At 60.3% G+C, this 15,401-nt stretch carries 12 protein-coding genes; 3 read left to right on the top strand and 9 right to left on the bottom strand.

Translation table 11 applies throughout. The features are described 5' to 3' along the window. Nucleotides 1-108 precede the first annotated feature (108 nt). Entirely contained in the window at nucleotides 109-1,551 is a 1,443-nt protein-coding gene (locus tag ACIQY3_RS14530; RefSeq protein WP_403020447.1) for a mechanosensitive ion channel domain-containing protein, read from the top strand. A gap of 21 nt (nucleotides 1,552-1,572) precedes the next feature. On the opposite strand, the gene ACIQY3_RS14525 is transcribed toward ACIQY3_RS14530, so the two are convergent. From ACIQY3_RS14525 to ACIQY3_RS14510, 4 genes are all read right to left on the bottom strand, one after another. Continuing rightward, nucleotides 1,573-2,568: an L-tyrosine/L-tryptophan isonitrile synthase family protein gene (locus tag ACIQY3_RS14525; protein ID WP_403020445.1), complete on the bottom strand. Its 996-nt coding sequence runs from the start codon at nucleotides 2,566-2,568 to the stop codon at nucleotides 1,573-1,575. A 282-nt stretch (nucleotides 2,569-2,850) separates the two neighbouring features. After that, nucleotides 2,851-5,271 (bottom strand): TonB-dependent siderophore receptor, encoded by a 2,421-nt coding sequence (locus ACIQY3_RS14520; RefSeq protein WP_403020442.1) that lies wholly within the window; start codon nucleotides 5,269-5,271, stop codon nucleotides 2,851-2,853. Nucleotides 5,272-5,370: 99 nt separating this feature from the next. After that, complete coding sequence (locus ACIQY3_RS14515; protein ID WP_403020439.1) at nucleotides 5,371-6,330, bottom strand: FecR domain-containing protein; 960 nt, start codon at nucleotides 6,328-6,330, stop codon at nucleotides 5,371-5,373. Beyond that, the gene (locus tag ACIQY3_RS14510; RefSeq protein WP_403020437.1) at nucleotides 6,330-6,836 is read right to left on the bottom strand and encodes a sigma-70 family RNA polymerase sigma factor; all 507 of its coding nucleotides are present in this window, start codon (nucleotides 6,834-6,836) and stop codon (nucleotides 6,330-6,332) included. Before ACIQY3_RS14510 ends, ACIQY3_RS14515 begins: the two co-directional genes overlap by 1 nt. A 202-nt stretch (nucleotides 6,837-7,038) precedes the next feature. On the opposite strand from ACIQY3_RS14510, the gene ACIQY3_RS14505 reads away from it, so the two are divergent. Next, a complete protein-coding gene (locus ACIQY3_RS14505; protein WP_123516210.1) occupies nucleotides 7,039-7,479 on the top strand; it encodes a carboxymuconolactone decarboxylase family protein in 441 nt (146 codons plus the stop codon). Here the strand turns inward: ACIQY3_RS14505 and ACIQY3_RS14500 are convergent, their stop codons facing one another. The 4 genes from ACIQY3_RS14500 to ACIQY3_RS14485 all read right to left on the bottom strand — a co-directional run bounded on the left by ACIQY3_RS14500 (nucleotide 7,480) and on the right by ACIQY3_RS14485 (nucleotide 13,112). Beyond that, nucleotides 7,480-9,069 carry a DHA2 family efflux MFS transporter permease subunit gene (locus tag ACIQY3_RS14500; protein WP_403020435.1) on the bottom strand — a complete coding sequence of 530 codons (1,590 nt, stop codon included), beginning with the start codon at nucleotides 9,067-9,069 and terminating at the stop codon, nucleotides 7,480-7,482. After that, nucleotides 9,066-10,187 (bottom strand): HlyD family secretion protein, encoded by a 1,122-nt coding sequence (locus ACIQY3_RS14495; protein ID WP_403020432.1) that lies wholly within the window; start codon nucleotides 10,185-10,187, stop codon nucleotides 9,066-9,068. The genes ACIQY3_RS14500 and ACIQY3_RS14495 overlap by 4 nt, the downstream gene beginning before the upstream one ends. 266 nt (nucleotides 10,188-10,453) lie before the next feature. Beyond that, nucleotides 10,454-11,389, bottom strand: coding sequence for a choline ABC transporter substrate-binding protein (locus tag ACIQY3_RS14490; RefSeq protein ID WP_403020430.1), 936 nt, complete (start codon nucleotides 11,387-11,389; stop codon nucleotides 10,454-10,456). A 244-nt stretch (nucleotides 11,390-11,633) separates the two neighbouring features. After that, nucleotides 11,634-13,112 (bottom strand): aldehyde dehydrogenase family protein, encoded by a 1,479-nt coding sequence (locus ACIQY3_RS14485; RefSeq protein ID WP_403020428.1) that lies wholly within the window; start codon nucleotides 13,110-13,112, stop codon nucleotides 11,634-11,636. 203 nt (nucleotides 13,113-13,315) lie between these two features. Here ACIQY3_RS14485 and ACIQY3_RS14480 point away from each other — a divergent pair, with 203 nt between their 5' ends. Continuing rightward, complete coding sequence (locus ACIQY3_RS14480) at nucleotides 13,316-14,053, top strand: class II aldolase and adducin N-terminal domain-containing protein (protein WP_403020426.1); 738 nt, start codon at nucleotides 13,316-13,318, stop codon at nucleotides 14,051-14,053. Nucleotides 14,054-14,331: 278 nt separating this feature from the next. Here ACIQY3_RS14480 and ACIQY3_RS14475 read toward each other — a convergent pair whose 3' ends face one another. After that, entirely contained in the window at nucleotides 14,332-15,396 is a 1,065-nt protein-coding gene (locus ACIQY3_RS14475; protein ID WP_403020424.1) for a GlxA family transcriptional regulator, read from the bottom strand. Nucleotides 15,397-15,401 lie beyond the last annotated feature (5 nt).

The raw sequence follows: 15,401 nt of genomic DNA, 5'->3' as shown, positions 1-15,401 counted from the left end.
AAGCCCGCTCCCACAGTTGTTTTGCGGTGTTCTCAGGACAGCAAATCCTCCTACACTGTGCCCAATCCGTGCGATCTTCGCGCCATTGGCCCTTGCTGGAGTTGCTTGATGCTGTCACTGCTCACCGATCACCCGCTGCTCGTCGCATTGGCCCTGATCCTGATCGATCTGGGGCTGTGGCGATTGATCAGCACCAACGGCAGCAATTGGAAACTGGTGGTGCGGCTGGTGATTTTCGCGTTGTTCAGCGTCCTGCTGTTCAACGAAGGCCTGAACCCGCTGGAGCCGGCGCCATGGGCCGACAACGTGCCGTTGCACCTGGCCGCCACCGGTTTGCAGATCGGCTGGTGGCTGTTCGGTGCGCGGACCCTGACGGTGCTGATCGGCGCGGTGATGATGCAACGGGTCGGGCACACCGGGCGTTTGCTTCAGGATCTGCTCGGCGCGGTGATTTTCCTGATCGCGATCATCGCGGCCATGGCCTACGTGCTCGACCTGCCGGTCAAAGGCGTTCTCGCCACTTCCGGCGCGGTGGCGATCATCGTCGGTCTGGCGTTGCAAAGTACGCTGAGTGATGTGTTTTCCGGCATCGTCCTGAACACCACCAAGCCTTATCAAATCGATGACTGGATCTCCATCGACGGCACCGAAGGCCGGGTCACTGACATCGACTGGCGCGCCACGCGCATGCAAACCGCCCAAGGCAGCCTGGCGGTGATTCCCAACTCCCTGGCGGCCAAGGCCAAGATCATCAACTTCAGCCGCCCGAGCGACATGTTCGGCGTGTCTATCTGCCTGCAACTGAGCCCCCACGCACGGCCGAACACGGTGGTCGAAGCCCTGGAACGGGCGATGCAGGGCTGTCGCCTGCTGCTCGATCACCCGGCACCGAATGTCGCCCTGAAAAGCTCCAGCAGCGCCGGGGTGGAATACGAGATCAGCGGGTTCGTCGCCTCGATGGATCAGAAACGCACGGTGCGCAATCTGCTGTTCGACCTGGCGTACCGGCACTTGCAGGCGTCCGGCATCAATCTGCTGTCGAGCGTGGAGCCCAATCCGCCGAGCAACGTGTCCCGGCCACGGGCGCTGCTGGAAAGTTCGGCGATTTTCTCGACCCTGCGCCAGGAAGAGAAAGAAACCTTCAGCCAGAACATGACCCTGCAAACCTTCCGCGCCGGTGAAACGATCCTGGCGGCGGGGGAGGTCAGCGATCACTTGTTCATCATTGAATCCGGGGTGATTTCGGTGACCCTGATGCGTCACGGCACGCCGTTCGAATCCGGGCGCATGGGGCCGGGCGAGGTGATTGGCGAGGCCGGCATCCTGTCCGACACTTCGGTACCCGCCGCGTTTACCGCCAAGACCTTCTGCGCCCTGTACCGCATCGAAAAGGCCTACCTCAAGCCGTGCCTGGATGCGCGTCACGACATCAACGATGCGATGAAAGCCTTGCTGGATTTCCGTTTGCACAAGGCGCGGACGTTGACCCAGGACGAGCCGGTGGTGGCGCAGAAGAAGGGGTTTTTGCAGTGGTTGCGCAGCCGAGCGTAATACGATGCCTGGCCAGGGAGGCTACGAGGCCTGGCCGCTTTCATATCGGCGCAATACGTAATAGGACGGACGCCCGTTTTCATAGACCAGGTTAACCGGCATTTTCTCAATGTCACTGCGCGCCATCAGCCGGTAGTTTTCTCCGTCGTCCAGTACAGCTCCGTGCCAGGGAGTGCGCCAGACGTCGTCGCAGTCCATCAGCTTGATACCGATTTTTTCGCTGTGCGGATGTTGCGGGTGAATGGACAGCCTGAGCGCTTCGGGAAACACTTCCTGAACCAACGCACTCCAGGCGTTACTTCGAATAATGACTTGGTAAGCGACGTCTTTGGCCTCTTCCTTTAGTTTGTTACTGGAGCATTCCGGTTTGCGGTGTTTGAGGTCGGTGTACATAAAGCGATGAATGCCGTTGAACATGTTCAGGGTGTGTTCTTCAGTTTTTATCGCCAATTTAAGTGTGTCGATGCTGCGGCCGTATTGCTCGACAAGTTGTTGTCTTATATTGTCGAAATTACCCTGCTTGAAATAATCCTCGAGGTTGAATATTTCAATGTTGTTGAGTTTGAGCGAAACCAGAAGGTTCTTGATTTCTCGTCCATAGTTCGAAACTTCATCATCGGATACTCCGACACAATCGGAAAATGCACGGCCGTCGGAACAGATAATGATGCGGGCGCCAGGCGGATGAAGTTCGCCAATTTTCACGCACAAGTCATTGAGTTGACGCAGGCTGAGCTGTTCACCCAGGTCAGGAGAGGTCCCCAGTACTTTGGACAGGTTCGGCGACTTGGCGGGAAATGCCGGCAGGATAAAGGTGATCGGGGCCCCGCGCGCGATCATCGCGTTGATTTTATCCATGTGCATATTCAGGCACAGTGTGCAGGGTGTGTGCAGGCAGTTATCGTTGCCGTGTACCAGGCGGCGTTGTCGATAAATGATCTGAAGCAGTTGCGTGGCAATGTCAGTGGCGTGGTGATTAAGTGTGACGTCAATGTGGTCGGTTATATACTTACTCATTGTGCATGTCTCTTTTAAGAGTGTTTTATGCGAATAATAAAATGGCGGTGGTGCGTAAGTGGTGGGTATTTAAAAAGTAAATGGGGCTAAAGACAACGGCTGGTTTGTTAGTGAATGAAAGTTTGGATCCGAAGGCGGGGTTGGTAATAATGAGTCTCTATTCGGCCGGGTCATTGCGACGTCCGGTCAAGGGCTCGAACAGTCTTGATATCGTGGGAGCCCGGCCTATAGATTGATCTTCAAAATCGAAGAAACCCAGGTCATGGCTCCCACATTGACTGATCAGAAATCCACAGTCGCCGAAACCTTCAACGTCCGCGGCGTCCCTTGGGTCAGGTACCCGCCATTCGCCGAAGCCCAGTAAGCCTTGTTCGCCACGTTCTCCAGATTGGCCCGCAAAGTGATTTCCTTCTCATCCAGTTTGAAGGCATACCGTGACCCCACATCAAAACGATTCCACGCCGGAATGCTCTGGGTGTTGGCCGCATTCAAATACTGCCCACCGGTGCGCAACATCCGCGCACTCAGCGCCGCCCCTTCAATCCCTGGCACATCCCAATCAGCCCCCAGATTCAGCTGGAAGCGCGGCACACCCACCGCACGGTTGCCGTCATTGACGCCATTGGTGCTGCCTTCGATCTCGGTCTTCATCAGGGTCGCGCCGCTGAGCAGGCGCAGGCCATCCAGCGGTTCGCCGTAGACGTTGAGCTCCAGGCCCTTGTTTTGCTGCTGGCCGTCGACCCGGAAAATCCCGTCCTGGGTGTAGCTCGACGGTTGTTCGATGCGATACACACCGAGGCTTGCGCCGTAACTGTCCATGTCCAGGCGCACACCGGCCTCGATTTGCTTACTGCGCACCGGGGCGAAGGTTTCGTCACGGTTGATCGCGCTGGTCGGCGGCGTCGGGCCTTTCGCCAGGCCTTCGATGCGGTTGGCGTAGAACGACACATGCTCCCAGGGCTTGATCACCAAACCGTAGACCGGGGTGGTAATCGACTCTTCATAACTTGAAGTGCGCGCGCCGGTGGTGGTGCTCCAGCCGTCAACTTTCAGATCCTGACGCCGTACGCCGAGGGTCAGCAGCACGCGATCGTCAATAAAGCCCAGGGTGTCGGACACCGCCGCGCTGCGCAGGGTGTTTTTGCCGACGATGCGCGGGTCGTGGATATCGCTGCCGAACGAGGTCGCCCGTGGCCGCGGTTTGTCGGTGACGTTATAAATGTTGGTGCTGTAGCGCCCGGCGGTACCGATGGTTTCGAAGGCCGAACGCTGTTCGCCCCAGATGCCCGCCAGGCCCAGATTCAATTGATGGCTGATCGGGCCGGTGTTCATGTGGCCGTTGAGGCCGGCCATCAGGCTTTGGTTGTCCTCGTCGTGGGGCGGATACAGCATGCCGCCACGGGCGTTGCCGTTGAGGTCGGTGAGGGTCAGGGACGAATACACGCCGTTTTCCCGGGTGTGTTTGGCGCCGCCGGCCACGTAGACAGTCCAGTTATCGCTCAGGTCATACTCGGCGCGGGCCATGCCGAACGTGTCTTCCAGTTGCGAGTAGCTCCAGCTCTGGGCATAACCGGCGTTGGCGTCTGGCACCTTGGGCACTTTCTTCAGGATGGAATCGACGTACACCACCGAGCGCCCCTGGTTGATCACCTGTTTCTGGTAGCCCAGGTCGGTGGAGATGCGCAGGCGATCGCCGCGATAGTCCAGGCCCAGGCTGATCAGCGAGGAGCGCTGGTCTTCATCATCGACGGCGGTATCGCCTTTCCGTTGCAGCAGGTTGACCCGCGCGCCGAAGCGGTTGTCTTCGCCAAAACGCTGGCCCAAATCCAGATGCCCACCGACCCGGCCATCGGCGCTGTAATCGAGGGTGACACTGCGGGTCGGGATATCGTTGGCGCGCTTGGGTTGCAGGTTGACCCCACCGCCAATCCCGCTGCCGCTCGGGGTCACGCCGTTGACGAAAGCGTTCGGGCCTTTGAACAGTTCGACCCGTTCCAGCGCCTCGGTGGCGATGATCTGCCGGGGCAATACGCCGTACAGGCCGTTATAGGAAATGTCATCCGAGGCCAGGGGCAAGCCGCGAATCATGAACACCTGGGAGAAGTTACCGAACCCGGCGGACTGGCGCACCGAGGCATCATTGAGCAGCACATCGCCGACGGTTTGCGCTTGCTGATCGGCGATGGTCTTGGCGGTGTAACTGGTGACGCTGAAGGGCAGGTCTTTCAGCGCCTGATTGCCGAGCATGCCGACCTGGGCGACTTTGGCGACCTGGCCGCCGCCGTAGGTCTCGGCATTCTCGTCGCGCAAGGCGCTGACACTGGTGGCGCCCAGTTCCAGTGCGCCACCCGCCGCGACGCGAGGTGCAATCGTGAAGCCGTTGCCGCCGATGGCGATCAGCTCGAAACCACTGCCATCAAGCAACTGCGCGAAGCCCGATTGCACACTGTAGGCACCTTGCAACCCCGGACTCTGACGATCACCCAGTTGCGCCGGATCGAACGACAGCGGCACCCCGACGCTCACGGCAAATTGCGCCAGTGTGTGGCTGAGCAACCCCGGGCCGATGTTGACGTTGCGGCTGGCGCTTTCGTTGACCGCGTCGGCGGCCTGACCGGTGAGCGGCAGCAATGCGCTGAAGGCGAGGGCGACGCCCAGGCTTAACGCCTTGAGCGGGAAATCGTGCAGGGGGGTTGAAGTCATTCGGCGTTCCTGTCGAGCGCGTGGAATTGAAGAGGTCTATCCACACACCGAACGAAACGCAGAAAGGTATCAGGGGACATTGAAAAAATTTCGCTGCGATCAGGCCCTCGGTTCCACCGACAGCCAATAACGGGTCAGGCTGCTGATTTTCAGCGGCAAGGTATCGCTGAGCAGGCGCAGGCTGGCGTCTGTGTCGCGCAATGAAAAAGCCCCGGACACCCGCAACGCCGCGACATCCGCATGACAACGCAACACCCCCGGGCGATAGCGGCTCAACTCACCGAGCAATTCATCCAGGCGCATATTGTTCGCCAGGAGCATGCCCTTGTCCCAGGCCAGGGCGCTGGTGTCGAAGCTTTCCGGCGAGTCGAAACGGCTGAGCTTGAAGCTCTGGCGTTCACCGGGGTTGAGGATCGTGCTCTGTTGCAATAACTGCGGCGTGACTTCTACTCGCCCTTCGAGCACCGACACCTGGCTTCGCGAACCATTGATCCGCACGCAAAACCGCGTGCCCAGGGCACGGGCGGTGCCTTGCGGGGTTTCGACAATAAAGGGTCGGGCGGCATGGTCCTTGGCGGTGCTGATCAGCACTTCGCCTTGCAACAGTAGAAGTCGGCGTTCCTGCAAGTTGAACGCGATATCCACCGCACTTTCGGTGTTGAGCACAATCTGGCTGCCATCGGGCAGTTGCAGGTTCTTTTGCTCGCCCACGGCGGTACGCTGGTCGGCGGTCCATTTTTGCCACGGCACCTGTTGCGCGGCGAGGCCCAACGGCCCGGCCATCAGCAGCAAGCCAAGGCGCGTGAGGGTCTGGCGTCGGGTGAGGCCATCCTTGCTTGAGGCCCGTTGCAGGGTCTGGATGGCGAGGTTGGCCGGGACGTTGCGAAAGTCCCCGAGTATCGCCTCGGCCCGCAGCCAGGCCTGGGCGTGCTCGGCGCTGCGCGTGCGCCATTGGGCGATGGCTTGATGATCGGATGGGGTTGCCGTGCCGGAGTGCAACTGCACCAGCCAGTCGGCGGCTTCACCGAGTATTTGCGGATTGATCACTGACGGGTTCATCACGCGACACTCAGGCAGGCAATGAACGCCGCGCGCATGTGCCGTTTGACGGTGATCAGCGACACATCCAGTCGGGTAGCGATCTGGCTGTAGGTCAGCCCTTCGATCTGTGACAACAGGAAGGTGTCGCGGGTGACGGCCGGTAATTCGCGTAATAAAGCTTCGATGCGCATCAGGGTTTCGAGAATCAGGAAACGTGTTTCGGGGGAGGGCACTTCAGCGGCGGGCAAATGCGCGATGGTCTCCAGAAAAGCCCGTTCGAGGTCCTGTCGTCGCCATCGATCGATCACCAGGCCCTTGGCGATATGCGTCAGCAACGCGCGAGGTTCACTGCCCAGCGGCCGGACGACCTGGCGGGTCAGCAATCGCAAAAAAGTATCGTGGGCCAGGTCGGCCGCGTCGCAACGGTTGCCCAGTTTTCGATGCAACCATCCCTGGAGCCAGCCGTGGTGTTCGCTATAGAGGTGGTGGACTTGCTGATTCAAGGGCTGGTCGGCGGATGGCATGGCGGACAGATACTCGATTCGGGCGTCCTGGCCTGAGTGCAATTAAGAATTGATCGCATTCTAGTGGCGCGGACCGAGCTCTGGCAATTGGCTTTTTTGGGCGACCCTGCAATGGCCTCCTCGACTTCTCGAATATTGGCTATTTGTCACAGGCGCGGGCGGGCTTAACGTAGCTCCACACCCACTTGCCCAAGAGGCCATCATGAAACCTCGTATCGATTTCTACACCGCTTCCCCTGACGCTCTCAAAGCCATGATCGCCCTGGAAACCGCCGTTTCGAAACTGCCCTTGGAAAAGAACCTGATCGAACTGGTCAAGCTGCGCACTTCGCAAATCAACGGCTGCGCGTTCTGCCTCGATATGCACAGCGCCGATGCCCGCAAGGGCGGTGAAGACGAGCGTCGCCTGGCCACCTTGTCGGCCTGGCGTGAAACGCCGTTCTTCACTCCGCGTGAACGTGCGGCGTTGGCCTGGACCGAATCCTTGACCCTGATCAGCCAGACCCACGCCCCGGATGAAGACTATGAACTGGCGGTCTCCGAGTTCAGCTCCAAGGAAATGGTCGATCTGACCGTGGCCATCACCACCATCAACGCCTGGAACCGCTTGGCGATTGGTTTCCGCAAAATGCCTCAAGCCTGATCAATGCGCATCCGCTGACGGCGCGGCCGGTGGTTGCACCTTGCGCATCAAGGGCACCATCGCCGTGGCGATGATGAAACAGACCATGATCATCAAAAACGCGTCGCCATAGGTTTGTGTCTGGGCTTCGCGGTACGTCAGCAGCCACAGCTGATGCAGGCTGGCGGTGACCCCGGCGTCACCGCTTTGGCCGAGGGCGGCGAAGTTGTTGCCGACCTGGGACAGCCACTGGTTGAGCGCTTCGTTGGTGCTGTTCAAGTGCTCAGCCAACCGGGTGAAGTGCAGGTTGGTGCGGTCATTGAGGATGGTGGCGCACACCGCAATGCCAATCGCACCGCCGAGGTTACGCATCAGGTTGAACAACCCCGAGGCATGTTTGAGCCGCGACGGCGCCAGGCCACCCAAGGTCAGGGTCACCGCTGGCGGCACCGCCAGTTGCTGGGCAATCCCGCGCAAGGCTTGCGGCAGCATCAATTCCCGGGCGCCCCAGTCATGGGTGATCGGACTGAAATCCCACATCGATAACGCGAACAAGCCAAGGCCGGTCATCATGATCCAGCGCAGATCGACGCGGTTGGCCAGAAAGGCGTACAGCGGAATCGCCATGATCTGGAACACCCCGGTGGAGAAAACCGCCAGGCCAATGTCCAGCGCGCTGTAGCCACGCACCCGACCGAGAAACAGCGGCGTCAGGTAAATCGTGGCGAACAGGCCGATCCCGGTGACGAATGAAAAGAAGCAGCCGAGGGCGAAGTTGCGGTCTTTCAAGGCTCGCAAATCGACGATCGGGTTGGCCACGTACAGGGTTCGCCCGATGAACGCCAGCCCGGCGAGGCCGCTGATCCACGCGGTGGTCAGGATCGTGCTGTCACTGAACCAGTTCCAGCGCGGGCCTTCTTCAAGGGTGTATTCCAGGCAGCCGAGAAACAGCGCCATAAACACCATGCTGAGGTAGTCGGCGCCCTTGAGCAGCGAGAGTTCCGGCTGGTCGATCTTCACCAGCATCGGCACCGCCACGGCGACAAAAATCCCCGGCACGAGATTGATGTAGAACAGCCAGTGCCAGGACGACACGTCAGTGATGAAACCACCAATCACCGGGCCCAACGTCGGCGCCAATGAAGCCACTGCGCCGATGGTCGCGGCGGCGATCACCCGTTGTTTGCCGGTGAAGAAAAAGAACGCGGTGGTGAACACCAGCGGGATCATCGAGCCGCCGAGAAACCCTTGCAGGGCGCGGAAGGCAATCATGCTCTGGATGTTCCAGGCCACGCCGCAGAGCAGGCTGGCCAGGGTGAAGCCGACTGCCGAGGCGCAAAACAGCCAACGGGTCGAGAACACTCGGGACAACCAACCGGACAACGGAATCACGATGATTTCAGCGATCAGGTAACTGGTCTGCACCCATGCGGTTTCATCGGTGCCGGCGGAGAGCCCGCCGCCGATGTCACGCAACGAAGCGGAGACAATCTGGATATCCAGCAGCGCAATGAACATGCCGATGCACATGCTGGCGAAGGCGAAAACTTTGGTCGCCGTCGCCATCGTGGCGGCATTGAACGGTTGCGCGGGGGCGGCGACGGTGCTCATGGTGCGCTGGCCACGGCTGGGGTTTTATCCTCGTCGCGGGTGTCGACTTCAGCGGTCACCGACAGCCCCGGACGCAGATGACCGAGCACACCGTCGGCTGGATCAAGCACGATGCGTACCGGCACGCGCTGGACGATTTTGGTGAAGTTACCCGTGGCATTTTCCGGTGGCAACACGCTGAACTGCGCGCCACTGGCCGGGGCGAGGCTATCAAGATGACCGTGGAAAACCTGGCCCGAGAGCACGTCGGCCCGGATGATCACGCGCTGGCCGGAGGTCATCCGCGCCAGTTGATCTTCCTTGAAGTTGGCATCGACCCACAGACCGCTCGACGGCACCACCGACAGCAGTTGTGAACCGGCCTGGGCATAAGCGCCAACCCGCGCCCGACGATTGCCGACCACACCGTCCACCGGGGCCTTGAGTTCGGTGTAGCCGACGTTCAGTTGCGCCAGGTCGCGTTCAGCCTTGGCTTGCATCAGCGCGGCGCGGGCTTGTTGTTTTTGGGTTTCGATCACGTCCAGCTGACGCTGGGAAGCGAGCAGTTCAGCCTGGGCCCGGGCGCTGATCGCCTGCGCGGTCTTGAAGGTGGCGTTGGCGCGCTGGGCGCTTTCCACCGAAACGGCGTTGCTGCCGACCAGTTTTTTGTAGCGCGCATCATCATCCCGGGAACGGGCAGTCTCGGCACCGGCGGCATCGATCCCGGCGCGGGCCTGGCCGATCACCGCGTGTTGCAATTGTTCGGTGGCGTTGAGGTTGGCGAGCAGGGCTTCTTCAGCGGCGACCGCGCCTTCAGCCTTGGCCAGGTTGGCGCGGTAGTCGCGCGAATCCAAGCGCACCAGCACATCGCCGGCCTTCACTTTCTGGTTGTCGGTGACCAGCACTTCTTCGATATAACCCGCGACTTTCGGCCCGATCACCGTGACGTCGCCGCCAATGTAGGCATCGTCGGTTTCCTCAAGGAATCGCCCGGCCGTCCACCAGTGGGCGCCGTACAACCCGATACCGACCAACGCTGCGATGGCCACGGTCAGCAGAAGCAAGCGTTTGAGCACGGGCGGCTTGGTGGTGTTCACCGGGACAGCCAGGTCGGGTTCAACGGTGGGCATGCTGGTCATGGGGGAATACCTGTGAAGAACGAGTCGTTATTACGACCGTAATATGACGCATGTAATATTTGGTGGCAATTAATTTTTACTGCCGGTCGTCAGGTGGTCTGTTTAAGCAATGTAAACCCGGAAAGTAAGACCAGCAGGTAACCCTGTGGGAGCGGCGGTGCGACGATTCGACTTGCTCGCGAAAGCGGTCATTCAGTCGATAAAAATGTCGCTGACACACCGCCTTCGCGAGCAGGCTCGCTCCCACAGGGATTTTGTGTTCGGCGTTATTGAGCGGCCAGCCTTGCACCGGCCACTTTCAACCCATCCTGCCCATCCCGACTGTTAACCCCCACCAACCAAGCCTCAAGCACCTTCGGATTCGCCTTCAACCACGCCTTCGCAGCCGCCCTCGGCTTCTGATTCTGGTTCAACACCGCATCCATCAACTGGTTCTCCATCGCCAGACTGAACTCCATGTTCTGCAGCAACTTGCCGACATTGCTGCACTCTTTCAGGTAGTCCTTGCGCACGTTGGTATACACCGTCGCCTGGCCGAAATTCGGGCCGAAATACTCGTCGCCACCGCTGAGGTATTTCATCTTGTTCCGCGTATTCATCGGGTGCGGCTCCCAGCCGAGGAACACCATCCATTCATTCTTGCGGGTGGCGCGTTTGAGTTGCGAGAGCATGGCGGCTTCGCTGGATTCGACGACTTTGAAATCCTTTAGGCCGAAGGCGTCCTTGTCGATCATGCTCTGGATCAGCCGATTGCCGTCGTTGCCCGGTTCGATGCCGTAGATCTGGCCGTTGAGCTTGTCCTTGAATTTGGCGATGTCGGCAAAGTCGTGCAGCCCGGCGTCGTACACGTAGTCCGGCACGGCCAGGGTGTATTTGGCGCCGTGCAGGTTGGCGCGCACGGTTTCCACGGTGCCGGCATCGCGGAAGGGCTTGATGTCGTTTTCGGTGGTGGGCATCCAGTTGCCGAGGAACACGTCCAGGTCTTTGCCCGAGGCCAGGGCGCGGTAGGTCACGGGGATCGACAGCAATGTGGTTTTGGTGGCGTAGCCGAGGGATTCCAGGACTTCGCTGGTGATGGCGGTGGTGACGGTGATGTCGGTCCAGCCGACATCGGAAAACCGCACCGTGGCGCAGGACTCCGGTTCCGCTGCCTGGGCCAGCAATGGCAAAGTGAGGGATGCAAGCAAGAGCAAGGCTTTCATAAGATCAACTCCTCAAAGGTAAACGTCGGCAGCGGTTTGGGGTGTGGCGGTCTTGTTGTTATGGGTGATGAGAAACTTGCCTGTGGTGAGGGGATTTGCCCCGGCACAGACCCTGTGGGAGCGAGCCTGCTCGCGAAAGCGGTCATTCAGTCGACAAAAATGTTGCCTGACACGCCGCTATCGCGAGCAGGCTCGCTCCCACAGGTGCTGCAGTGTTCAATCCTTAGCTGACTGGCCTGCGATCTCAGCCCGGCTGATCAACCCCAAACCAGTTCAATGGCGCCGGCTCGGTATTGAGGTAGATATGCTTGAGCTCAGTAAACTCATCGAGCCCGGCGCGGGACAATTCACGCCCGATGCCACTGGATTTGAAACCTCCCCACGGCGCCTGGGGAAACGCGGCGTTGTAGTCGTTGATCCACAAGGTGCCGACCCGCAGCCGCTTGGCCATGCGATAGGCTTTGCCCAAGTCTTTGGTCCAGACCCCGGCAGCCAGGCCGTAGGGCGTGTCGTTGGCCAGTTGCAACGCCTGTGCTTCGCCGCTGAAGCGCTCGACGGTGATCACCGGGCCGAAGATTTCTTCCCGGGCTATGCGCATGTCAGCGCGCACGTTGCCGAGCAAGGTCGGGCGCAACCAGAAACCGCGCTCGAATTGCTTGGGAATGCTGCCACCGGCGAGCAACGTCGCGCCTTGTTCGACCGCGCCGGCAATCATCGTCAGGATCAGATCTCGTTGATTGGCCGAAATCAGCGGGCCCATTTGCGTCAACGGATCGAGCCCGTCACCGAGACGAATCTTCAGAATCCGTTTCTGCAGCGCCTCGACAAATCGATCGTGAATTCCGTCCTCCACCAGCAAGCGCGAGCCGGCGGAACAAATTTGCCCGGCGTTGAAAAACACCGCGTTCAACGCCTGATCCAGTGCCACGTCAAAGTCCGCATCGGCGAACACGATGTTCGGATTCTTGCCGCCCAACTCCAGCGCCACACGCTTGAAGTTGCCACTGGCGGCGCGCATCACTTTGCCGCCGGCCCCGGCGCCACCGGTCAGCGATACCAGGTCCACGTCATCGCTGGCGGCGAGTAATTCCCCGACATCGCCAGGACCGCAGAGCAGGTTGAACACGCCGCTCGGCAAACCTGCTTGCGCGAGCAACTCGGTCAAGCGGTGAGCGGTCATCGGCGTCAGGCTGCTGGGTTTGAACACGACCGTGTTGCCGGCGGCCAGGGCCGGGGCAATCTTCCACACCGCTTGCAGCAACGGATAATTCCACGGCGCGATCAACGCGCAAACGCCCACCGGTTCACGCTGGTTGAAGCTGATGACATGCGCCGGCGCGTGGCTGTTGACGCTGGCGCTTTCGGTCTCCAGCAGGGCGGCGTAGAAGCGAAACGTGGCGACCACATTGCCGACGTCGCCAAGGCTTTCACCCAACGTCTTGCCGGCGTTAAGGGTTTCCAGGCGCGCCAGAGGCTCGGCATCCTTTTCAATCAACCCGGCGATCCGCTGCATCAGTTGCGCGCGTTCGGTGACCGGCATCGTCGGCCATGGTCCCTCATCAAAAGCCTGACGCGCGGCGCTGATCGCCAACCCCGCATCGACCGCTCCGGCCACGGCCACCTGTGCCAGCACGTCCTCGTTCGCGGGGTTGATCACATCGCGATATCGCGCCTGCGACGGCGTCTGCCACACACCTGCAATAAACAACGGAATCTGCACCATCGATGTCTCCAGCCAAGTGGGTCGTGACGCTCACTATGGCGGTGCCGACAACGGTGCTCTTGATCAAACGCGGCATAACCATGCCGTTTTCCCACGGTGGCCGCGCCGCGAAATAACGGCAGCCCATGTCGTTTCCCATCAAGTGTCGCAGCGGCGTCTCTCTACACTGCCGGAAAGCCGATCCATCACGCCGAGGGCACACGATGAACCCACCTGTCGAGCAACTGAGAATCCGCCTGGCCTGCGCCTTTCGCTGGGCGGCGCGGCTGAATCTGCATGAGTCCATCGCCAATCACTTCAGCGTCGCGGTGTCGGGGGATGGTCGGGAATTTTTGATCAACCCGTACGGCAAGCATTTCTCGCGGATCAAGGCCAGTGACTTGCTGCTGGTCAACGCCGACGACCCGGCCAGCCTCGACCGCCCGGACGCGCCGGACATCACCGCTTGGGCCCTGCACAGCGCGATCCATCGCAACCAGCCCCACGCCCGTTGCATCCTGCACACCCACTCCAAATACGCGACGGCGCTGGCGTGCCTGACGGATTCGCGGCTGCCACCGATCGAGCAAAACTCCATGCGTTTTTTCGAGCGTGTAGCGATAGACGAAGGTTTCGACGGCATGGGTTTGGGCGAGGAGGCGGAACGGGTCAGTCACTTGCTCGGCGATAAACCGATCATGTTGATGGGCAACCACGGCTTGCTGGTGGCGGCGCCGAGCATCGCCCAGGCGTTCGATGATTTGTATTACTTCGAACGCGCCTGCGAAACCTACATCACCGCGCTATCCACTGGCCGCGAGTTACGCATCGCCAGTGACGAAATCGCGCGCAAGACCTGCCAGCAATGGCTGGATTACCCAGGCTTTGCCGACAAGCATTTCAACGCGCTGATGGAAATTCTGGATGAGGAAGAGCCTGATTATCGGTTAATCAGGCCGTAACACGATTTGTAGCAACTCGTGAATCCTACGTTCGGTTTGTAGCAGCTGCCGAGGTACGAGGCTGCGTTCGGCTGCAAAGCAGTCGTAAAACCAGAGCACGCGGGTTTACTGAAACACCGCATCGCTCGACTTCACGACTGCTTCGCAGCCGAACGCAGCCTCGTGCCTCGGCAGCTGCTACAAGACGAACGCAGCCTCGTGCCTCGGCAGCTGCTACAAGACGAACGCAGCCTCGTGCCTCGGCAGATGCTACAACGAGTGGGGGTATCGGCTGTGAATCAGTCCGCCTCGGCCGGGCGCCGTTCCTTGCTCAAGGGCTGGCGCATCACCGGGGCAGTAAACACCTGGCTGCGGTCTTCGCTGGGCGGGCAGCCGAAACGCGCGCGGTAAGTGCGGGAGAAATGCTCCAGCGAGCCGAAGCCTGAACACGCCGCGACTTGCGCCACGCTCAGGCCGGTCTGTTGCAGCAAACTATGAGCCTTGGCCAGCCGCAAGGTGATGTAGTACTTGAGCGGCGACAGGCCGGTTTGATGTTTGAACTGCCGCTCCAGTTGCCGCCGCGACAACCCGACCTGACTGGCAATCGCCTCGCAATCCAGCGGTTCTTCCAGGGCTTTTTCCATCAACTGCACCGCCCGGCGAATCTTGCTGCCGTACATCCCGGTGTTGGTCAGGCCGCCGTCGAGTTGATTGTCCGCGGGTGCCCGCACATGCCCCATCAACAGGTGCATGGCGATTTCCCGGGACAAGTCGCTGTCAACGCTTTGAGCGATCCAGCCGAGCAACATGTCCAGGGTGGTCGTCGCGCCGGCGCAAGTCATGCGCTGGCGTTCCAGGGTGTAGAGCTGCGGCTTGGCGTGGACCCGCGGATAACTTTCCTGAAACCCTTGCAGATTGTCCCAGTGCACCGCCGCTTCATAGCCATCCAACACACCGGCAGCGGCGAGCAATTCGGTGCCGGTTTCCACGCCCATCAGTACCGCGCCGAACAACGCCTGTTTGCGCAGCCAACTCTTGAGCGCCAGGTTGCGGCTGTGTTTGTGCACATCGAAACTGGCGATCACCAGGCACACATCAAACCCCTGATCGGCGCGCAGTCCATCGTTGGCCACGGTGATCAAAGCATTGCTGGCCTGCACCGGTTCGCCGTCCAGGGACAACAGTGACCATTCGAATATCTGGCGCTGGGTTAGCCAGTTGGCAATCGCCAATGGCTCCAGCACCGCCGCCAGGCCAAAGTTGGAAAACGACGGCAGCAACAACACCGCGACCCGCAACGGCGCGACATCGCCGCGCCGCCAGGTAAAGCGGCTTTCAGTGCTATTGGACGACTGATCAGTCATGAGCG

The sequence above is a fragment of the Pseudomonas sp. NPDC096950 genome (genome assembly GCF_044762525.1).
GTDB lineage: Bacteria > Pseudomonadota > Gammaproteobacteria > Pseudomonadales > Pseudomonadaceae > Aquipseudomonas.
Note: the sequence above shows the minus strand (reverse complement) of the source record. Positions and strands in the feature narration are given on the sequence as shown.